We start from the raw sequence: 17,853 nt of genomic DNA, 5'->3' as shown, positions 1-17,853 counted from the left end.
CAGAGGATCCTGCCATCAATCCGGCAATTCCGGCTGTGGACCGAGAGCAGGACAGAAACGGTTCGTCAACGTACTTCGTCCCCTCCGTGGATCTTCATGTGGTTTGAGCCTTGGACGAGGAGCATCTTCCTTGTCCTGACCGGCGGCACCCTTCAGGAGGTCGTGCTCCTCGATTTGCTGCCGGCGACGATCGGCAACAGTTGGGTCAAAAGCACCTCAACCTTGTTGGGGCGTCGTAGAGATGATCTGCCTCAGGCCGCGCGCCGCCGCCCGGCCAGACGCTCTACTGCGAGCCGGTCTTGAAAAATGGGCCAGCTCTCCTAAGTCGATCGCCGCCGAATCCCATGTGGAATTGGCGAGCTCCGAGGATTTGTTCCTCGCACAATGTTAGTTGCAGGAGGATGGGACAATGAAGACCCCTTATTTGCCGTCTTGGCCCCACTGGAACGAGATCATCCCAGGCATGGTGAGGCAGCTGAGCTGGCTCTCCAGTTCGTTCAAAGACTGGCTTACCAGGCTTCAGGCTTGGAAGAGCAAACGCTAACCGGGAGGGCAAGCTATGCGTCGTTGGCTCGTTGCGTCCGCCCTCTTGGCCGCAGCGTCTAGCATCACTCAGGTTGCGGGCAAGGGACGGGCGCTCCCGAAGCAGCAAGTTCAGCCCACCGCAACGCTTCGCGCCAGGCCGTCTGACGGAACGATCGCTCGCCGGAGGATCGATGCGAAGCGCCTCAACGGGACATCGGATTTCCGCGCGAAGGACCTGATCCGCGATATTTGCAGGGGGTGCTCGTCCTAAATTGCGAGCATGGGCAGCGCAGTTTCATCGCGCGGATTTGGTCGCGCGATGATCGTTCGAGATATTTGCAGGCGCGCCGTTGGAAGCGAACGATGTCCGTTCAATCTGCCGCTTAAACGCTCGTTCAAAAACGTGAAAAGTGGCCATCCGCTTGAACCTCCGGCGCGCGTCGGCGTTTGTAGCCTTTTTAGTCAGGAGGATCTTATGAAGGGGAAGGCTGCTCTGATCGCCATTGCGGCTTTGGCTTTCACGCCGAGCGCAATGGCAATGCCGAATGGCCTGCCGCAGGCGCATCAGATTGCCAAGAGCAAGCCCAACGCTGAGCAGGTCCGCTGGATCTGTAATCCGTGGGGCCGATGCTGGTGGCGTCCGACGTTCTACGGCGCCTACGCCTATTATCCGCCGCCCCCGGTTTACTATCGGCCCCCGGGCTTTTACGTCGGCCGGCCATGGTGGCACCGCCGCTGGCACCATTGGTAGTGACCGTCAACGGCACCGGAAGGTCTTTCCGGCCGTTGACGAAACAACGGCAGGATCGCCAACTCGAGTGCAATCCGGCACCACGCGCCGAGCTAGTTTGACATGGCTGGCGCAGGCCGAGGGGATGAGCTACGCTTTGTGGAAGCGGTGCAATGCCGCTTCCTGCGTGCGGTCACCCCAGTCAAAATCCTCGTCGGCTCGGAACGACGGTGCGCGCCTCAACTCGTCGTCCTCGATGTCGAGCTCGCAAGAATCGAGCTTTGGATTGTAGCGCAACCGGCCCCAAGGCAAGGGAATCAGGTTGGTGCGGGAGCCGAAAAACCCGCCAACACTGAGCACGGCATACAACAATTTCCCCGATGCCTTGTCGATCATCAACCACTCGATGTGACCAAGCACGGCACCATTGGGCCATCGCACTGCCATGCCCACGACGTGATCGCTTGCGATGAGTTGATGTGGTCCAGTCGTGGCCTTGACCATCATCTCGCCCTCCATCACTTGAGATGAAGCTTTGGCATGAGTTGGCTTCTGTTATCCTCGCCCATTGTCTTCTTGAGTTCAGTGGCGAACCCATAGTTTCGTGGCCGGCACCGCATCAGCCGAGGCCCCTTCGACAACAGCAGGCAGCACGACGGATTTTCGGCATCGATGCCGACAAATGCAGTCTGCAACTACGTAGTCGGTCATGCGCCGCTCTACTCGCTTCGACCGCCCTCAAGCCACTCGACCTTTTGGATCATATACGTCTTACCGCCGCCCGGTGTCTCAACGAAAACGGTTTCACCTTTGCTCTTACCGATTAGAGCCCTGGCGATCGGTGAAGTCACGGAAATCCTGCCAGCGCTTGCGTTTGCCTCGGGCTCGCCGACGATCTGCCAGATCCGCTTTTTGCCACTGTCCTCATCGATCAGCGTCACGGTGGCACCGAACTTGATCGCATGGCCGGACAGCTTCGATACATCGATAATGTCAGCGCGCGCGAGCTTGTCCTCCAATTCGGCGATTCGCGCTTCATTCAGTTCCTGTTCTGCGTGGGCCGCCTGATATTCAGAGTTCTCGATCAGGTTAGCATCGTCGGCAATCGCCTGCCGAATTCTCTGAACAAGGTCCGGGCGAGCCACTCGGATGCGGTGTCTGAGTTCGGCATCAAGGACAGCGTGACCCGCAGCAGTTATTGGAAATTTTGTCATCGCCTTGTTACTTGTGTCGACTAGTTCGCAGAACGCTTAAAGGAGGGATCCGCCAGCGCTCTTCCAAATGCGCTAACCATCGCCGCAGCCTCATGATCCCCGCGATCATCAAGGACGCGATAGAGCAATTCTGCGCTCTCTCGGAATGCTGCCAAAAGGGCTGGCTCACGTTCGCACAAGACGCCTGCAATGCAGAGAGCGAGTGCCTCCGTCCCCATTTTGACCTGCGCTAAGGGATCTGCCACGGATCTTCTCCCGACTTTGAGTTAGATGCCTGCACTGACTGACGCCTAGTAGTCCATCGGGGGCGCGGTGGGCGCGTGTGCCTCGGCTTTCTTGGATTTGTCCGCCACCAGTGCTTCCGTCGTGATCAACAACGCGGAGATCGAAGCGGCGTCCTGCAACGCCGTGCGAACGACCTTCGTCGGATCGATCACGCCGGCTTTCACCAGGTCCTCGTACTCGCCGGTGGCGGCGTTGAAGCCCCAAGTGTATTGATCATTCTCGAGCAACTTGCCGACGATCAATGAGCCGTCTTCGCCGGCATTCTGCACGATCTGCCGCGCCGGCATCTGGATCGCGCGGCGAATGATGTCAACGCCGGCCTTCTCATCCGGGTTTGCGACCTTGATACCCTTAAGCGCTTCCTGTGCCCTTAGCAGCGCCACGCACCCGCCGGGAAGGATACCTTCCTCGACTGCGGCGCGCGTGGCGTGAAGCGCGTCATCGACCCGGTCTTTGCGCTCCTTGACCTCGACTTCCGTGGCGCCGCCCACGCGGATAACAGCGACTCCTCCTGCCAGTCTGGCGAGCCGCTCCTGAAGCTTTTCGCGGTCGTAGTCGGAGGTGGTTTCCTCGATCAACGTTTTGATCTGGACAACGCGCGCCTCGATATCTTTTTTCGCGCCGGCGCCGTTGACGATGGTCGTGTTGTCTTTGTCTACAACCACCTTCTTGCCGCGACCAAGCATACTGACTGTGACGTTCTCAAGCTTGATGCCGAGATCTCCGGCGATCATCTTGCCGCCGGTAAGGATGGCGATGTCCTCGAGCATGGCCTTGCGGCGCCCGCCAAAACCCGGAGCTTTCACAGCGGCGACCTTCAGGCCGGCGCGAAGCCTGTTGACCACGAGAGTGGCCAGCGCCTCACCCTCGATATCCTCGGCGATCACGAGCAGGGGCTTGCCCGATTGCACCACGGACTCCAGCAGCGGCAGCATCGCCTGCAGTCCGGACAGTTTTTTCTCATGGATCAGGATGTAGGCGTCGTCGAGCTCCACCCGCATTTTTTCCGCGTTTGTGACGAAATAGGGCGAAACGTAGCCGCGGTCGAACTGCATTCCCTCGACGATTTCGAGCTCTGTGTTGAGGCTCTTGGCTTCCTCGACGGTGATCACGCCGTCATTGCCTACCTTCATCATGGCGTCGGCTAGAAACTTGCCTATTTCCGCATCTCCGTTCGCGGAAACCGTAGCGACCTGCGCGATTTCCTCGTTGGCGGTCACCTTCTTGGCATGCCCCTTGAGGTCGTCCACGACCGCATCGACCGCAAGATCGATGCCGCGCTTGAGGTCCATCGGATTCATGCCGGCCGCGACCGATCTGACTCCCTCTCTTGCGATGGCTTCCGCGAGCACGGTTGCAGTGGTCGTGCCGTCGCCCGCGACGTCGGACGTTTTGGACGCGACCTCGCGCACCATCTGCGCGCCCAGGTTCTCGAACTTGTCCTCGAGCTCGATTTCCTTCGCGACGGTGACCCCGTCCTTCGTAATGCGAGGAGCACCGAACGACTTTTCGATGACTACATTGCGCCCCTTCGGACCGAGCGTGACCTTGACTGCATTTGCCAGGATATCGATGCCCCGCAGCATTCGGTCGCGAGCTTCCGCAGCGAATTTCACCTCCTTGGCAGCCATGGCGAGATCCTCCTTTTTCTCCTCCGCTTCCAAAGATCCGTTTACAGCCCTCCGTCTCCTCCTTAGCGGCAATGCCACGCGTCGGCACGCGCTCCCACTGACGGAATGCACCTCCTCCTTCGTAGGTCTGCGATGTCTCACAGAACTGAGTCGGAACGGTCCCAGCGACAAACCACCTAGGGGAGGAAAGGTCGGTTTCAAGCCTCAGCACGCGAATATTTGGCGCGCGGGATGCGCCGCGAACGCGCAACACGGCTTCCGTCCGATTGGACAGCGCCGACCGGACGATTGTTGGACCCGAACGTACGTGTCACGTCGATCGAAAAGTCAGAAGCCATCATGGCGAAGTGCGGTAGGTGCCCCGCAATTGAATACAACGCACAACGCCGGCGATCATACCGAAGCCCCGATGTTCGGCATGGCACCAAGCACTTATTCCGTGAGCACGACCTCCTATTCGGGACGTTGAAGGGACCCCGATGCGCGGCTATTGAGATTCGCCATTTCCAACACGACCTTCTCACTGACAGCAGGTCGGCGCCGGAGCGTTTGTCAATCGCACCCGCACGGCGTACGTCACCCGCTGGAGTGCGCGCTGTTCAATTTGGCGGATCCGCTCGCGGGACAGTCGATACTGCCGTGCCAGTTCGTCCAGGGTCTTCGGCTCGTCCGTGAGCACCCTTGCTTGCAAAATTGCGCGTTCGCGCGCGGACAGCGTCTGAAGTGCCTCCGAGAGCGCGCCCAGCCGCCGGCGGTTATTATCCTCGTCCATCAGCAGGCGTTCCGGGCTCGGCGAGGGATCGATCAGGCGGTCCTGCCACTCAGCCAGCGTGTCCTCTTGGCCGATTGGAACGTTGAGTGAGAGATCGCCACGCAGCCGCCGATCCATCTCGATCACTTCCCGCGAAGTCACCTTCAACTGTTCGGACACATAGTTTACCTGGTCGGGCGCCATGTCGGCCTCCTCAAAAGCGGATATCCTGTTCTTGAGCCGACGAAGGTTGAAGAACAGCTTTTTTTGAGCTGCAGTGGTTCCCATCTTTACGAGCGACCAAGATCTGACGACGTAGTCTTGGACCGACGCCTTGATCCACCACAAGGCAAGGGTTGCAAGCCGAAAGCCTCGATCGGGTTCGAACCGCTTGACGGCCTGCATCAGACCCAGATTGGCTTCCGAAACGAGGTCCGCGATCGGCAGCCCGTAACGGCGGTACTTCATCGCGACCTTCGCAGCCAGCCGGAGGTGGCTGGTGACGAGACGGTATGCTGCGTCGCGGTCGCCCAGTTCGCGCCAACGCTTCGCGCAGGTAAACTCCTCCTCCGCGGAGAGAAGCGGGAACTTCCGAATTTCCACGAGGTAGCGAGAGAGCCCTTCCTCCGACGTGAGAAACGGCAGTGTTGCGACGTTCGACATGACGATCGCTCCTTCTCCAATTCGCGTGGCTATCGAGACGCGGGTGCGATTTCTGCGGCCATCCTGCCCGCAACAGACCTAAGTTTACTTCGCAATTTCGAAAGACGCCTAATGCCGCCTCTCGCGAAGCGATGGCCGGATTTCCAATAGAGCGAACCCAGCAGATGGTCGATCCGCTGGCCGCAGCGCCGGGAAGTGCTGATGGAGCCCATAGCCAAATCCCCCAAGAGCCGGTTGACAGTATCCCCGTACTGCTGCGCCCTAGGGACGAGCGACGGCAGGTAAGGCGATGCCAAAACTTCGATGAAATGAAATTGTTCCGGAGCTTCCAGTTAAAAGTCGGATCGAAGCCAAAGCATATCTGAGCGCTCCGCAAAACAGCTTCGGAGGAAAAGCCACGAAGTGGATTGCCAGCGCCTACGCTTTCGCGCCTGCCCTATCTGCGCTGGCTTCGGGCTCAAACGACGAAGCCGCTGCCACACGGGGCGCAGAATTCGGGGTCGGGCATCGCCGGTAAACCCAGGATGGGCCGGGCAGGCAAAGCCGGGCGATATGGTCGGTTCGTCGAGCGGCAGCCGCGCATGCAGGTCGCTCCCGGTCCAGGGCGAATAGACATGTGGTCGAGGGTACGGCCGGCGGAACGAAACGCCCGTGGCGGCCCAACCTAAGCCAGACAATATCCCACATGAGCGAGTTGGCTGCCGTTCGCCGGGTTTCCGGCCGTCTGGAGTGAGATCTAGTTCGATGCGGTAACGTCCCTCACGGCCTGCGCGAGTTGGTCGGGATGATAGGGCTTCTCCAAAATCAGGCTGCCGGAGACCGGGCGCGGCGTCACCGGAGAGGATCCCGTCGCGTATATCACCGGCAGATCCGGGTCGTTCTCGCGGCACCGCTCGGCGATCTGCCAGCCGTCAACCTTGCCAGGGAGCCGGATGTCGGTAATCAACACGTCCGCAATCTTACGGCTACACCAGACCAAGGCCTCTTCGCCGTCGGCGGCCTGGATGACGTTATGGCCTTCAGCGCGCAATACATCGACCACCAATTCTCGGATCAGGGGATCATCCTCGACGACCAGTATTCGCACCTATCGGTCCTCAACGCTTTCATATTCTCCGCAACGAGCAGAAACCGCCTCAGCGCTGCGCCGTTCCCAACAATACTCTGCTCTCCGCTCAAGAAGCACTTGAAACCGACCGGGACGTTTCTAATTTCTGCAGAACAAATCACATCGTCGGAGACTTTCGTAGACCGATCTGGCCGGATCGGTGGAACGAAGCCGGCACGCTGTCGGCGACATAGCCGCACAAGCCAAACGGTTGTGACTCGGGCATTTGCGGAGTTGGCGTCCGCGGCACGCCTCGCCGCTCTCCCGAACCGGAGTGTCTCCTTGATGATCTAGGTAGGTCATGGACAAGAAAAAGACTTCCAGCTTCGTCGGCGCCGCTGATATCGTCGCGCATGCGGAAACGGCAGCACGACATCTGAAGCGATTAAGCATTGCTTGCTCAGAAGGCGACAAAGGAGAGGCCCGCCAAGCGTTGCGTCAGGCCATCAGCGAACTCGAGGTGGCGCGAGCTCTATTGAGAAGCGGCATCGAGTGACGCCTCGGACGGTGCGAGGTGGAAGCTACCAAGCATTCCCGGATGACGCCGCCGGACCTACTCGGCGGCGGCCGTCATCCAGGGATGCCAATGCTGTCGATCCTGGTGACGAGACGCTGAAACAGAAGCCGCTGCGGAACTTGGTCAAATTCCACTTCACCGGCCGTGTCATTGATGCCAAGCGCTCGTTGCGCCGCGCTCAAACGAGTGTGACGGTCAATCAATTGATGGATCAGGCCTCGCAAGCGTTACCGAAACTTGAAACGTCGGAGGTCGATTCTAGATCGGCTCTGGCTTGAGTACGTTACTGCTCGACTTCAGTCCGAACTCGCGGACCTGACGCAAATAAAGATGTCTGTCGCATTCGAATACGATGTCGCGAACGCCCGCGTGCTGCGCTGCTGCCATGAATGAAAACGCACAAACCGACATATGGCTCAAAAATGACTTTGAGGAGAAAAACAAAATGCCGGGCTATGCATCATCTACACTTCTCGCTGGCGCTCAAGCGATCATATACAAGGCGGCGCCTTCGGTCATGACTTCGGCGCCCAAGCAAAAAAGGGAATGGAGGCTAAGGTTCGAGCGCCGCACGCCGCTTAGGATCGAGCCGCTGATGGGTTGGACGGAGGACGACGATCCGCTCGCTCAACTGGAACTCTCGTTTCCCTCGGCAGAAGCGGCAGTCGCCTACGCCCACTGACAAGAGCTGCAATACACACTCCTAGACTGTCCAGCCGACGGCGCAGAGGGCGGCCTATTTTCGCGTTGCAAGGTTGATTGCGCAGTGATTTCTAATCCACGTCGGAAACCTCTTAGATATGGGAGCGCTGGCCGACCTTACAGCATGCGCCGGATCATGCCCCGATCTTTGAGGAACTCAAGCCGCAGCAGGCTTTCCGGACCGACGTCTCTAGATCTTTTGAATTGCCGAGGGTCCGCTCCGAATCGTATGTGTGATGAGCGAGCTACACTTCGCTGAGAGGTTTCTCAAAGCACTTTGACCATGGATACGAAACGAGGGTCGAACGGGCGTCCCGCATCTTGCGACGCACTCCGAGGCGTCGGATCGGAGAGTTGTTGTCGAGCGCAGCTTGCGACGAGAAGTGCGGAGCAGAGCTTCTCGGGGTAGGCACAGCTATGCTCTGGAACCAATTCATTGGGATCACGATACTGCTTTACGCGTTGACCAATCCCGTCGGAGCCATTCCAATCTTTCTGACGATCACGCGACAGGCGGGAAGTGCCAGTATCCATCGCATCATCGTTTTGGCATGCACTGCGGTCGCGATCTTTTTTGTTGGAGCAGCCGTCCTTGGCAAGCAAATACTCAATTTTTTCAATGTTGGTCTCGACGACTTTCGTATCGCGGGCGGGTTACTCGCGCTGGTGATCGCGCTCGAGATGTTTCAGGCGCAGTATGGGAAGTTCATGCAGCCACCCAGCGGAGTCGACCGCAGTGAGGTGGATATCCACGGTCGGGCGATAACGCCCTTCGCATTTCCCTTGCTCGTCGGTCCGGCCGAAGTCAGCATCATCATCACACTCTCCAACGACAACCCTGGCTGGTCCTCCACCGCGTTACTTGGTGCAGCGTCGATCATCGCGACATTCCTGATCGGGTCGACACTTTGGACGGCCGCTGCTATCGAGCGATTTCTCGGCAAGACCGGAATTAACGTTATGACGCGCATCATGGCGCTGATTGTAGCGGCAATAGGCGTGAACTTTGTTATGACCGGCCTTCGGAGCGAATTGCCCGGATTAGCGGGCTGAGATGCTGCCAAGCCAGCTGCAACATTGGCTTCATGTCGGTCGCGGACGATCGGGCGGTAGGGAGGCCGGACGGATCCTGCCTTCTTTGGAACCCGGTAGGCGCTCTGGGGGCTATTGCTTGGGGGAAGCACTGACCCGCGCATTTATCCGTCTGCAATGCTCCCAGCTCCCCGGCGGCGCTGGGCTTCTAGACTAGTGCAGCGCTCGTAAACCCGAGTTGGCCTTGCGGAGAACTGGAAGGGACGCGATGCCGGCTGGTCGGCGCGGTCAACATGCTGGTCGACATTACCTCGCGCAAGCAAGCGGAGGAGAGGATGATGCTCCTCACCCACAAAGTCGACCACCGCGCCAACAATCTCCCTGCGGTGATCCAGGCGAGTTGCGTCTGGCCAAAGCGGAGACCGCCGATGAATTCCGGGCGGCCTTTCACGGTCGCCTCGCCGCGCTGACGAACGTGCGACGGCTGTTCTCGGCCTCGCGCTGGACCGGCGCCAGTCCGAAGAAGGTCGTCGAAGACGAGCTGCATCCATACGCTGGCGGAAAACTGGATGCAGCACCCGCGCGCTGCAGCCTTGACGATCCCTCGGGTCTCGGTCGGTCGGCCGTCCTCTCCAGCTCTGTTTTCCCCGACGACAGGCCATCCCGACCGTCGGGCTTCGATGTAGATCTCCCCGCCTCTCCGAGCTCCCTAGAGCTCGGATGCACCCATGCCTCCAGATGGGCGAAGGGTCCGACGCACAAGGCGCCGGGCCATCGCCTTGGACGCAGCGGCGGCCGCATGGGCCGAACGGAGCCTCTCGATATCTTCCGAGCACTTTCTCGGCTGGCGCAATCCTTCGATCGTGATCCGGCTCTGCGGCCTGCGAGCGCTCGCCTCGAAGATCTCCGATGCTGACGCAGGCGGCAACGCGGGAATACGCGAGGCACTGGCGCACAGCAGGAGAAAGAGCGCACTCTGTGCCTTGTACCGCGCGGCCGGGCGACTGCATTCCGACCCGCATAGGATGGTCTCTCCTCCGGCCGCACAGACGGACCATTTCCACCTGCCGCGGCCGCGCCTCTTCAGCACGATGTCGAATGCCGCGAAGCGGTCGTCTCCGGTTCGAGAGGGGAAGTTGGTCATAATGACGCCTCCGCGCTCGGGGGTGCGCCGAGATGTTTGGGCATGGTAAACGAGACAGGGAACGCTTCGGACCAGTGCCCCGAGGCGGCCCACTCCTCTGACAATCGACCTTCGATATACTGACGCTCGAGGTCCGAAAGCCTGGTCTTCAGCAGGCGTGCATACCTGCGGGTGTTACCGCGGCGGGCGCGGATACGGGCAATATCTTCATTGAACATTGTCGCCGCTCCAGACGGTCGTTGTTGTCCTTTTCGGTTTCGAGAAACGGAATGAATTCCCGGTGGAGAAAAATTATTCAGGTCGCTCCCGCTGTCAAGCGGCGGCCGCCTGCCTTGTAAGCAACCCTTAACGTCGCTGCGTTGCGCGAGCTCCATGATGCGGCGCGGCATCCAGGGCGTCGAAAAATTTTCGCGGTCCCTCTTGAATCGGCTTGTCGTTTTTCTAAGTCGTTTTTTGCCGCGGGAGCGGTGTATCGGACGCCGTCATGGGTCCGGTGCGGGCGCCGGGCGTCCGGTTTTCGGACCTGTCGTCTAGCGCTCCTTCGTATCCATCTTGCTCTCAGGAGGACTTGGTTATGAGGACCAGTTTTGATTTCGCGCCCCTGTGGCGCTCCACCATCGGCTTTGATCACCTGGCCGACCTCGTCGACAGCACGCTGCGCCAGGCGACCGAGGACAACTATCCCCCCTACAACATCGAGCGTTCCGGCGAAGACCATTACCGGATCAGCCTCGCGGTGGCAGGCTTCGGCGCCAGCGACATCACCGTGACGGCCGAGCAGAACGCGCTCACCATCGAGGGCAAGAAGCCCGAGACCGCCGCGCGCGAATATCTGTACCAGGGCATTGCCGCGCGACCGTTCCGGCGCGTGTTCAATCTCGCCGACTACGTCCAGGTGAAGCAGGCCTCGTTCCAGGACGGGCTCCTGATCATCGACCTCGTCCGCGAGGTTCCGGAAGCCATGAAGCCGCGCCGAATCAATATCGCGGCCGGCAACTCCTCCTCGCCGCAGATCGAGCAGAAGCAGGCGGCCTGACCGCGATCGAGGTGATGACGGTGGAACGCGGCGCGCCGATGCGCGTCCGCGCTCCCTCGCCGCATGCATGAAGGAGAGAAGACATCTGAAGGAGAAGAACCATGGCAATTCGTGATCTCGTTCCCTGGTCGAAAAGCCAGGAGCTTGTGCCCTCGCGCGGCACCTATGATCCGTTCATGACGCTGCACCGCGAGATGAACCGTCTGTTCGACGACGTCTTCCGTGGCTTCGGCGGGACTGGCCTGTCGCCGCTGATGGAAGGCCGGTTCGGCTGGCCGAAGGTCGAGCTCAGCGAGACCGACAAGACGCTGACCGTCTCGGCCGAGCTTCCCGGCCTCACCGAGAAGGACGTCCAGGTCGAGATCGCCAATGGCGTCCTGACCGTCCGCGGCGAGAAGAAGGCGGAGCGCAACGGCGAAGGCAGGTACTTCACCGAGCGCTATTACGGCGCCTTCGAGCGGCAGATCCCGCTGGAGGGCGTCGAGGAGGACAAGGCCGAGGCGTCGTTCAGGAACGGCGTCCTGACCGTGTCGCTGCCGAAATCGGAGAAGGCGCGCGAAGGCGTCAAGCGCATCGCCATCAAGGCCCAATAGGTACGATTACGGCCGGCGGCGTCGGCCGCCGGCTCATCGATCTGCAACACCGTCCCACGAAAGGAGCGTAAAGGGAGGCAACAGATGACCAATGCCAACACGAACTCCGGCAAGCTCGACTTCCTGTTTCATCCGGCCGCGCATTATGCGTCTCCGGACGCGGTCCTGAATGACGACAAGCTGTCCGCGCCTGAAAAGCGGGTCATCCTGTCGTCGTGGGCATCCGACATGTTCGCGGTCGAATCCTGCCCATCGCTGCGCGAGATCCCGGGCATGGATTACCCGATCCGGCTCGCCGACATCCTCGCGGCGCTGCGCCGCCTCGATGGCGAGGGCGACGATCCGCCGCGGGGCGGCGGCGTGCCGATGCGGCTGCGGCGGCCATGGGCCGCCGCATTGCGGAGATCGGCATGATGTTCACGCAAACCGTTCTGACCATGGTGCTGCTTGGCAATACGGCGGCGGCGTGGGTCGCGCCCTTTGTCGCCCTCTTAGGTGGAGCAAAGCCTCCGGCCGTCCGCTTAGCTAAGGGGTAGCAGTGGCCGGGGCCGTCAGGTCCTCGAGCCGGGCAAGCTCCTCGTTGATTTCCCTGAGCTCCCGTTCGACTTGGGCGAGGATGTTCGGTGCGGCGTCCTCGCGCCGGTCGAGCAGGACGCGCTTCCGCTCAAGTAGTTCGGCGACATCACGCATGACACACTCCAACACGCGTCACCCCCCGGTCTATCGTAAAAATGCACCTCGCGCCGCGATGTTCCTCATCGTTCCCAGGCCAGCCGCAATGCCGCCGCCATCTCGAGCTCGCCGCGCGACTTCCTTGTCAAGATCCGCAATCCTGTCGTTGAGGTCAGTGAGCACATCAAGCATTAAACGGAACATGGCGCGGGCCGCGTCGGGAAGCGAATTTATCACCTCTTCTTCCTCGATCAGATCGGCGAGCCTTGCCATATGGGAAGGCCCCTTCGGAGCGATCCAACCATATTCCGTGAGGTGTCCTCGTACGGCGTTGATGAGCTGAGTTCGCTGCCGCACCAACAGGTCGCGGGTTCGAAATACTAGACCTGCCGCCTGTTGTTCTTCACTCTTCACGGCAACGAACCGCATGTTCGGCCGCTGAGCGGCTTCGCAAATTGCCTCGGCATCGATCGCGTCGTTCTTTTGTCGCTTCACGAACGGCTTTACATAGGCCGGTGGGATCAACCGAACCTGATGGCCAAGCTGAGTAAGCTGGCGAGCCCAATGGTGCGCTCCGCCACATGCTTCCAGCGCGACAGTGCAGCTAGGCTGAGCCGCGAAGAAATCGAGCACCTTTCCCCGGCTGAGCCGCTTGCTGAACAACGCGAGACCGCGTCCGTCCACGCCGTGAGCGTGAAAAACATGCTTGGCAATATCCAGACCGATCGTGGTAACCTTTGACACGGACGCCTCCCTTAAGTGGTGCTCAACACCTCCACTTTGGCACATTGATGCCGTCGGCGGGGCGTCCACCCCATCATTAAGGCATAGCCATAGCCTGATCGACGCGAGTTGAACGAAGGCTAGGTAGTTGGCAGCGAGCCTGTCGTAGCGCGTCGCCACCCGACGACGTTGTTTGATCCTGTTGAAGAACCGCTCGACCTGGTTACGAGCGCGGTAGAGATAGGGGCTGAACAGATCGGATCGCTGCGATTGCTTTTCGGCGGGATGTTGACCCACGCGCCCTTCTTCATGGCAAGGTCCCTGATCCAATCGGCGTCATAGCCACGGTCGGCAAGCAACATTGACCCGACTTTCAGACGAGACAGCAGTTTCCTGGCAAGCCGCACGTCGTGGGCCTCACCGGGGCTCAGCGCCAGCCGCACCGGCAGACCATAGCTATCGACCACCGCATGAATTTTGCTCGTCAAGCCGCCGCGTGACCTACCCATCGATTGGCGCTGGTTTCGTGTGATGCAGGCTCCATGCTGATGCACGCGGACAATGGATGTGTCGATCAGCTGGACTGCGGAGTCGTGGGCGGCGGCAAGTGCGTCGATAATGCGGCCCCAGACACCAGCCCGCCGCCAGCGACGAAACGGTTATAACAGGTCGTGTAGGGGCCAAAATGATCCGGCAGATCACGCCAAGGTGCCCCGGATCGAAGGACCCAGAAGATGCCGTTGAGGACACGTCGGTCGTTTACCCGAGGAACGCCACGCGGCTTGTTCGGCAGCATCGGCTTGATGGCGAGCCATTCATAGTCGGCGAGTTCGTAGCGCATGATTCGACCCCCAATTTGAAGTTTGAATCATGGGGTCGGTCCAAACGCAACGCTTCTGGCCCGGCCCAGGTTCGGCCGTTTCGTGGCAAAGCGGACGTCAACAAGCCGACAACCCTCGTTGAATGTGTCGAAAATGACCCTGGCTGTGTGAAAACGCTGCCCGCTGTTATGATTCTCCCGCGATTCTTCGGGGGGAATTGATGAAGCGCTTCGTTGCGGGGGCGCCGCGGGCAGTCGACGCTACTGCCCGAATGCCTCGACGATTTCATTGACGAGAGCAACCCTGTTCGCGTGATCGACGTGTTTGTCGACACGCTCGATTTGGCCGAGATGAGCTTCGAAGGGGTGGAGCCGGCGACGACCGGTCGGCCGTCGTATCACCCCTCGGTTCTCCTGAAGCTCTACATTTGTGGCTATCTGAACCGGGTGCAATCGAACCGACGCCTCGAACGAGAAGCCGGCCGCAATGCTGAGGTGATGTGGCTGCTGGGTCGGCTCGCCCCCGATCACAAGACGATTGCCGACTTCCGTAAGGACAATGACCTGGCGCTACGCAAGGTCTGTGCGCGCTTCGTCGAACTCTGCCGTGAGATGGGCCTTCTCGCGACGGCGAGCGTCGCCATCGATGGCAGCAAGTTCAAAGCCGTGAACAACCGGGACAAGAACTTCACGCGGGCGAAGGTGCAACGGCGGCGTGCGCAGCTGGAGGAGAGCGTCTCGCGCTATCTGAGCCAACTTGACACGGCCGACCGACAGGAGCCGAGCGAGGCGCTGGCCGCGAAGGTGACGAGGCTCAGCGAGAAGCTGACCAAGCTGAAGGAGGAAATGGGCAAGCTTGCCGTCTACGAGAAGCAGATGCTGGCTTCGCCCGACCAGCAAATCTCCTTGACCGATCCAGACAGCCGTTCGATGGCGACAAGTGGCCGCGGTTCCGGCGTCGTCGGCTACAACGTGCAGGTTGCCGTCGATACCGAGCATCATCTGATTGTGGCACATGAGGTCACGAACAGCGGCTCAGATCGGGCCCAACTAGCCAGCATGGCCAAGCAGGCGAAGGCCGTTCTAAAGACCGAGACGCTCGAGGCCGTGGCCGATCGCGGCTACTTCAGCAGCCTGGAGATCCTCGCGTGCCACGAGGCCGGCGTCACGGTAACTCTGCCCAAGCCGCAAACGTCGGGCGCCAAGTCAGATGGGCGTTTCGGCAAGCAGGACTTTGTCTATTTGCCGGAGGAAGACGCCTATCGCTGTCCGGCTGGGGAGCAACTGCCATATCGCTTCACGAGCGAGGAAGATGGCAAGGAGATAAGGCGCTACTGGACCACAGCCTGTCAGAACTGTTCGCTCAAATCCCAGTGCACGACAGGGCCAGAGCGGCGGATTCCACGATGGGAGCAAGAGCATCTGCTCGAAGCTGTGCAGCAGCGCCTTGATGCAAATCCACAGGCCATGCGCCAGCGTCGAGAAACAGTCGAGCATCCGTTCGGCACGATGAAGGCCCGCATGGGAGCGACGCACTTCCTCACCAAAACCCTTCCGAAGGTCGCCGCCGAGATGGCACTCTCCGTCCTGGCCTACAACCTCACACGGGTCATGAACATCATCGGAACCAAGCCGCTGATCGCGGCGATCGCCGCCTGAGACACCCTCGGCTCTTGGCTCTCAGAACCGACCTCTCTTGAGACCGTTTTTACACGGCCAAGACCCAAAGGGGACGTTAGTCGGACCGTGCGGCCGACTGGTCAATTTTCGTGATTGGGCCCGTCGAAGCCGATCGCAAGGCCGGCATAGATAAGCGCCATGCCGAGATACATGGGATTGCGGGTCCACCGATAGATGACAGGCTCATCCGATCAACAGGGCGCCGACGCCTACGATGAGCGCTACGAACGATATCGCCGCCAACCCATGAAGCTGTATTCGACACCGTCATGATGAGTGAGCCTGAACATGCAAACAGGTTGCGCTCCGGTCTTGATCTCCGCATTTACTCAAGCGTGTCAGGAGCAGTGTCCCATTCCAGGTTCCAGCACTAGCTTATGTGAAGATTTTTGAAACGATTCCCTCGATGCCGCTTTTATTGCTTATGCAACAGGCGACCGAGGTTCATCTAGTCCGCGTGACGATCGATGACGGCGGGTCCAAATCTGGCTCGCTGCGACCTCACGCGCTAGCGACAGCTACCCCCTGAGCATATTCCGACGCTGAATATGACGACTGGGGAAGTGCGCCAGCACAAGCTGTCCTAATTTTCTCGCGCGCCTTAACTAGGACCACACCGGCTGGACGCGCGTCTTCATGCGCCATCTGGGTAGCGAGCGCCCTAAGCACTAGTTCGGCGGTCAGCGGCTCCTTATCCTCGCAAACGGCTCGTGCGATAGTCTCGATTTGCTCAGCCATGCGAGCCTGGATCGCCTCAATGCGCTGCGCGTGTTCCATTACGCGCCTCCCTTTTTGTGCAGGCGGGAGCGCGCTCGGTCTCTCAGCCACCAACGCCTACGGGCAGAGCCTGGCTGGTGATGGGAAATAACCTACACAGCAGGCCAACCAACGGGAGGAACTTTAGTCTGCCAGATCAACTTGCCGCAGGAGTAGGGATAGACGCGCGTGTAAGCGTTTTGCTTAGAATCAAAGATGCTATGGAAAAACAGAACTTCCCTGCCGCAGTGCGAACACCTCGGAAAGTTCTCTTTTCGCGCGTCATCACCTGGCGCTTCGCAAGGGCGTCAACTGAAAGACCGCAAGCTGATGGAGATACACATGAGACGAACCGTACTAGCAATCGCGTGCATTTTGCTGGCGACGCCGGGACTGGCGCAATCCGTCAGCGAGAAGGCCGGCATCAATTCCGTGCTCGGGGTCAGCCCCTCGACGGTGGATTTTGTCAAGCAGGTCGCGATATCGGATATGTTTGAAATCGAATCCAGCAAACTCGCACAACAGAAGGGCAATGAGGCGGAGAAGACCTTCGCTTCCCAGATGGTAACGGACCACACCAAAACCAGCACTGAGTTGAAGGGATTGGTTTCCAGCGGCAAGGTGAAAGCCGAACTGCCCAGCACGCTCGATTCATCGCATCAAAGCAAGCTCGACAAGCTCAACGGTGCCAACGGTAACGACTTCAGCTCCGAGTTCAATTCGATGCAGGTCAGCGCTCATAAGGATGCCGTCGACCTGTTCGAGCGTTACGCAAAGGGCGGCGACAACGCAGACCTCAAGGGTTGGGCCGGTAAGACCCTGCGCGCGCTGAAGCATCACCTTGAGATGGCGCAGGATCTCGACAAAAAGCCCGCCCCTACGGTCGGCGAGGGCAAGAAATAGCGGCAGAAGGGGACCGCTGTTCCGCAGCTCCCTCCCGGTTTTCTTGCCGATGCCGAGACGGCCGGTGACATTGTGAGGACTGAATACTCTAGGATTTGCGAGATCGTCGCTTGGCGGGGACAGCGGCGGCTCTCACCTTTTAGCGAGAGCTGCAACTGTATCGATGCCGCTATTTCGGCAGTGGCAAGCGCTAACATCAGCGGTTTGTTGCCCGCTTGCCCTTTGGCAAAGGTAACCAGCAGCGGTTGAAGAACTTCGGCCACTGCCAGCACCACGCCAAGCGGGTTCAATCGGGTTGGCGCCCCACAGAGAAGGACACGGCACAGCTATGCCGCCTCGACGACGCGTGCGCCACCTGGGCTGGCCCA

The 17,853-nt window shown here is 59.9% G+C and carries 17 protein-coding genes and 3 pseudogenes; 10 read left to right on the top strand and 10 right to left on the bottom strand.

The annotated features are described in order from the left end of the window. Positions 1-805 precede the first annotated feature (805 nt). Positions 806-1,276 carry a hypothetical protein gene (locus RX327_RS09105; RefSeq protein ID WP_244481703.1) on the top strand — a complete coding sequence of 157 codons (471 nt, stop codon included), beginning with the start codon at positions 806-808 and terminating at the stop codon, positions 1,274-1,276. A gap of 129 nt (positions 1,277-1,405) precedes the next feature. On the opposite strand, the gene RX327_RS09100 is transcribed toward RX327_RS09105, so the two are convergent. From RX327_RS09100 to RX327_RS09080, 5 genes are all read right to left on the bottom strand, one after another. After that, complete coding sequence (locus tag RX327_RS09100) at positions 1,406-1,762, bottom strand: PRC-barrel domain-containing protein (RefSeq protein WP_283089641.1); 357 nt, start codon at positions 1,760-1,762, stop codon at positions 1,406-1,408. A gap of 212 nt (positions 1,763-1,974) precedes the next feature. Next, positions 1,975-2,469 carry a transcription elongation factor GreA gene (gene greA / locus RX327_RS09095; protein WP_050382885.1) on the bottom strand — a complete coding sequence of 165 codons (495 nt, stop codon included), beginning with the start codon at positions 2,467-2,469 and terminating at the stop codon, positions 1,975-1,977. Between the two features lie 290 nt (positions 2,470-2,759). Beyond that, positions 2,760-4,385, bottom strand: coding sequence for a chaperonin GroEL (gene groL, locus RX327_RS09090; protein WP_317250073.1), 1,626 nt, complete (start codon positions 4,383-4,385; stop codon positions 2,760-2,762). 520 nt (positions 4,386-4,905) lie between these two features. Then, positions 4,906-5,799, bottom strand: coding sequence for an RNA polymerase sigma factor RpoH (rpoH, locus tag RX327_RS09085; RefSeq protein ID WP_317250072.1), 894 nt, complete (start codon positions 5,797-5,799; stop codon positions 4,906-4,908). 736 nt (positions 5,800-6,535) lie between these two features. Continuing rightward, positions 6,536-6,886, bottom strand: coding sequence for a response regulator (locus RX327_RS09080; RefSeq protein ID WP_283089638.1), 351 nt, complete (start codon positions 6,884-6,886; stop codon positions 6,536-6,538). A 322-nt stretch (positions 6,887-7,208) separates the two neighbouring features. Between RX327_RS09080 and RX327_RS09075 the strand changes: the two genes are divergently transcribed. The 4 genes from RX327_RS09075 (at position 7,209) to RX327_RS39235 (ending at position 10,074) form a co-directional block, all read left to right on the top strand. Next, positions 7,209-7,403 (top strand): hypothetical protein, encoded by a 195-nt coding sequence (locus tag RX327_RS09075; protein ID WP_028337198.1) that lies wholly within the window; start codon positions 7,209-7,211, stop codon positions 7,401-7,403. 406 nt (positions 7,404-7,809) lie between these two features. Further along, positions 7,810-8,106, top strand: coding sequence for an NADH dehydrogenase ubiquinone Fe-S protein 4 (locus RX327_RS09070; protein WP_317250071.1), 297 nt, complete (start codon positions 7,810-7,812; stop codon positions 8,104-8,106). Positions 8,107-8,543: 437 nt separating this feature from the next. Next, positions 8,544-9,179: a MarC family protein gene (locus RX327_RS09065; protein ID WP_283089637.1), complete on the top strand. Its 636-nt coding sequence runs from the start codon at positions 8,544-8,546 to the stop codon at positions 9,177-9,179. A 247-nt stretch (positions 9,180-9,426) separates the two neighbouring features. Next, positions 9,427-10,074 (top strand): HWE histidine kinase domain-containing protein, encoded by a 648-nt coding sequence (locus RX327_RS39235; RefSeq protein WP_080667258.1) that lies wholly within the window; start codon positions 9,427-9,429, stop codon positions 10,072-10,074. 224 nt (positions 10,075-10,298) lie between these two features. Here RX327_RS39235 and RX327_RS09060 read toward each other — a convergent pair whose 3' ends face one another. Continuing rightward, on the bottom strand, positions 10,299-10,520 hold the full coding sequence (locus RX327_RS09060; RefSeq protein ID WP_082190450.1) for a hypothetical protein: 222 nt from the start codon (positions 10,518-10,520) through the stop codon (positions 10,299-10,301). Between the two features lie 356 nt (positions 10,521-10,876). Here RX327_RS09060 and RX327_RS09055 point away from each other — a divergent pair, with 356 nt between their 5' ends. From RX327_RS09055 to RX327_RS09045, 3 genes are all read left to right on the top strand, one after another. Beyond that, the gene (locus RX327_RS09055; protein WP_317250070.1) at positions 10,877-11,338 is read left to right on the top strand and encodes an Hsp20 family protein; all 462 of its coding nucleotides are present in this window, start codon (positions 10,877-10,879) and stop codon (positions 11,336-11,338) included. Positions 11,339-11,439: 101 nt separating this feature from the next. Continuing rightward, on the top strand, positions 11,440-11,931 hold the full coding sequence (locus RX327_RS09050; protein ID WP_317250069.1) for an Hsp20/alpha crystallin family protein: 492 nt from the start codon (positions 11,440-11,442) through the stop codon (positions 11,929-11,931). A gap of 84 nt (positions 11,932-12,015) precedes the next feature. Next, positions 12,016-12,345 carry a hypothetical protein gene (locus RX327_RS09045; RefSeq protein WP_317250068.1) on the top strand — a complete coding sequence of 110 codons (330 nt, stop codon included), beginning with the start codon at positions 12,016-12,018 and terminating at the stop codon, positions 12,343-12,345. Positions 12,346-12,456: 111 nt separating this feature from the next. On the opposite strand, the gene RX327_RS09040 is transcribed toward RX327_RS09045, so the two are convergent. The 3 genes and pseudogenes from RX327_RS09040 to RX327_RS09030 all read right to left on the bottom strand — a co-directional run. Further along, positions 12,457-12,621: a hypothetical protein gene (locus RX327_RS09040; protein WP_160321696.1), complete on the bottom strand. Its 165-nt coding sequence runs from the start codon at positions 12,619-12,621 to the stop codon at positions 12,457-12,459. 30 nt (positions 12,622-12,651) lie between these two features. Continuing rightward, the gene (locus RX327_RS09035; protein ID WP_410712179.1) at positions 12,652-13,392 is read right to left on the bottom strand and encodes an IS110 family transposase; all 741 of its coding nucleotides are present in this window, start codon (positions 13,390-13,392) and stop codon (positions 12,652-12,654) included. Positions 13,393-13,431: 39 nt separating this feature from the next. Beyond that, a pseudogene (locus RX327_RS09030) lies at positions 13,432-14,167 on the bottom strand (IS5 family transposase); the annotation flags it as partial. Between the two features lie 200 nt (positions 14,168-14,367). Between RX327_RS09030 and RX327_RS09025 the strand changes: the two are divergent. Beyond that, positions 14,368-15,805: pseudogene (locus tag RX327_RS09025) on the top strand (IS1182 family transposase). A gap of 116 nt (positions 15,806-15,921) precedes the next feature. On the opposite strand, the pseudogene RX327_RS09020 reads toward RX327_RS09025, so the two are convergent. Then, a pseudogene (locus RX327_RS09020) lies at positions 15,922-15,999 on the bottom strand (isoprenylcysteine carboxylmethyltransferase family protein); the annotation flags it as partial. 925 nt (positions 16,000-16,924) lie between these two features. Between RX327_RS09020 and RX327_RS09015 the strand changes: the two are divergent. After that, complete coding sequence (locus RX327_RS09015; protein ID WP_283089631.1) at positions 16,925-17,485, top strand: DUF4142 domain-containing protein; 561 nt, start codon at positions 16,925-16,927, stop codon at positions 17,483-17,485. The last annotated feature ends 368 nt before the right edge of the window (positions 17,486-17,853 follow it).

Origin of the sequence: Bradyrhizobium sp. BEA-2-5 (assembly GCF_032918025.1) — a bacterium.
Lineage (GTDB): Bacteria > Pseudomonadota > Alphaproteobacteria > Rhizobiales > Xanthobacteraceae > Bradyrhizobium > Bradyrhizobium pachyrhizi.
The sequence above is the reverse complement of the archived record's forward strand: the minus strand, read 5'-3'. Positions and strand labels throughout refer to the sequence as shown.

What these genes read in the sequence shown, in the direction of transcription:
- RX327_RS09060 (WP_082190450.1), bottom strand. Translation starts at nt 10,520, where the DNA reads ATGTTCAATGAAGATATTGCCCGTATCCGCGCCCGCCGCGGTAACACC.
- RX327_RS09045 (WP_317250068.1), top strand. Translation starts at nt 12,016, where the DNA reads ATGACCAATGCCAACACGAACTCCGGCAAGCTCGACTTCCTGTTTCAT.
- RX327_RS09075 (WP_028337198.1), top strand. Translation starts at nt 7,209, where the DNA reads ATGGACAAGAAAAAGACTTCCAGCTTCGTCGGCGCCGCTGATATCGTC.
- RX327_RS09100 (WP_283089641.1), bottom strand. Translation starts at nt 1,762, where the DNA reads ATGATGGTCAAGGCCACGACTGGACCACATCAACTCATCGCAAGCGAT.
- RX327_RS09040 (WP_160321696.1), bottom strand. Translation starts at nt 12,621, where the DNA reads ATGCGTGATGTCGCCGAACTACTTGAGCGGAAGCGCGTCCTGCTCGAC.
- RX327_RS09105 (WP_244481703.1), top strand. Translation starts at nt 806, where the DNA reads ATGGGCAGCGCAGTTTCATCGCGCGGATTTGGTCGCGCGATGATCGTT.
- RX327_RS09065 (WP_283089637.1), top strand. Translation starts at nt 8,544, where the DNA reads ATGCTCTGGAACCAATTCATTGGGATCACGATACTGCTTTACGCGTTG.
- rpoH (WP_317250072.1), bottom strand. Translation starts at nt 5,799, where the DNA reads ATGTCGAACGTCGCAACACTGCCGTTTCTCACGTCGGAGGAAGGGCTC.
- RX327_RS09015 (WP_283089631.1), top strand. Translation starts at nt 16,925, where the DNA reads ATGAGACGAACCGTACTAGCAATCGCGTGCATTTTGCTGGCGACGCCG.
- RX327_RS09055 (WP_317250070.1), top strand. Translation starts at nt 10,877, where the DNA reads ATGAGGACCAGTTTTGATTTCGCGCCCCTGTGGCGCTCCACCATCGGC.
- greA (WP_050382885.1), bottom strand. Translation starts at nt 2,469, where the DNA reads ATGACAAAATTTCCAATAACTGCTGCGGGTCACGCTGTCCTTGATGCC.
- RX327_RS09050 (WP_317250069.1), top strand. Translation starts at nt 11,440, where the DNA reads ATGGCAATTCGTGATCTCGTTCCCTGGTCGAAAAGCCAGGAGCTTGTG.
- RX327_RS09070 (WP_317250071.1), top strand. Translation starts at nt 7,810, where the DNA reads ATGAATGAAAACGCACAAACCGACATATGGCTCAAAAATGACTTTGAG.
- RX327_RS09035 (WP_410712179.1), bottom strand. Translation starts at nt 13,392, where the DNA reads ATGTGCCAAAGTGGAGGTGTTGAGCACCACTTAAGGGAGGCGTCCGTG.
- RX327_RS39235 (WP_080667258.1), top strand. Translation starts at nt 9,427, where the DNA reads ATGCCGGCTGGTCGGCGCGGTCAACATGCTGGTCGACATTACCTCGCG.
- groL (WP_317250073.1), bottom strand. Translation starts at nt 4,385, where the DNA reads ATGGCTGCCAAGGAGGTGAAATTCGCTGCGGAAGCTCGCGACCGAATG.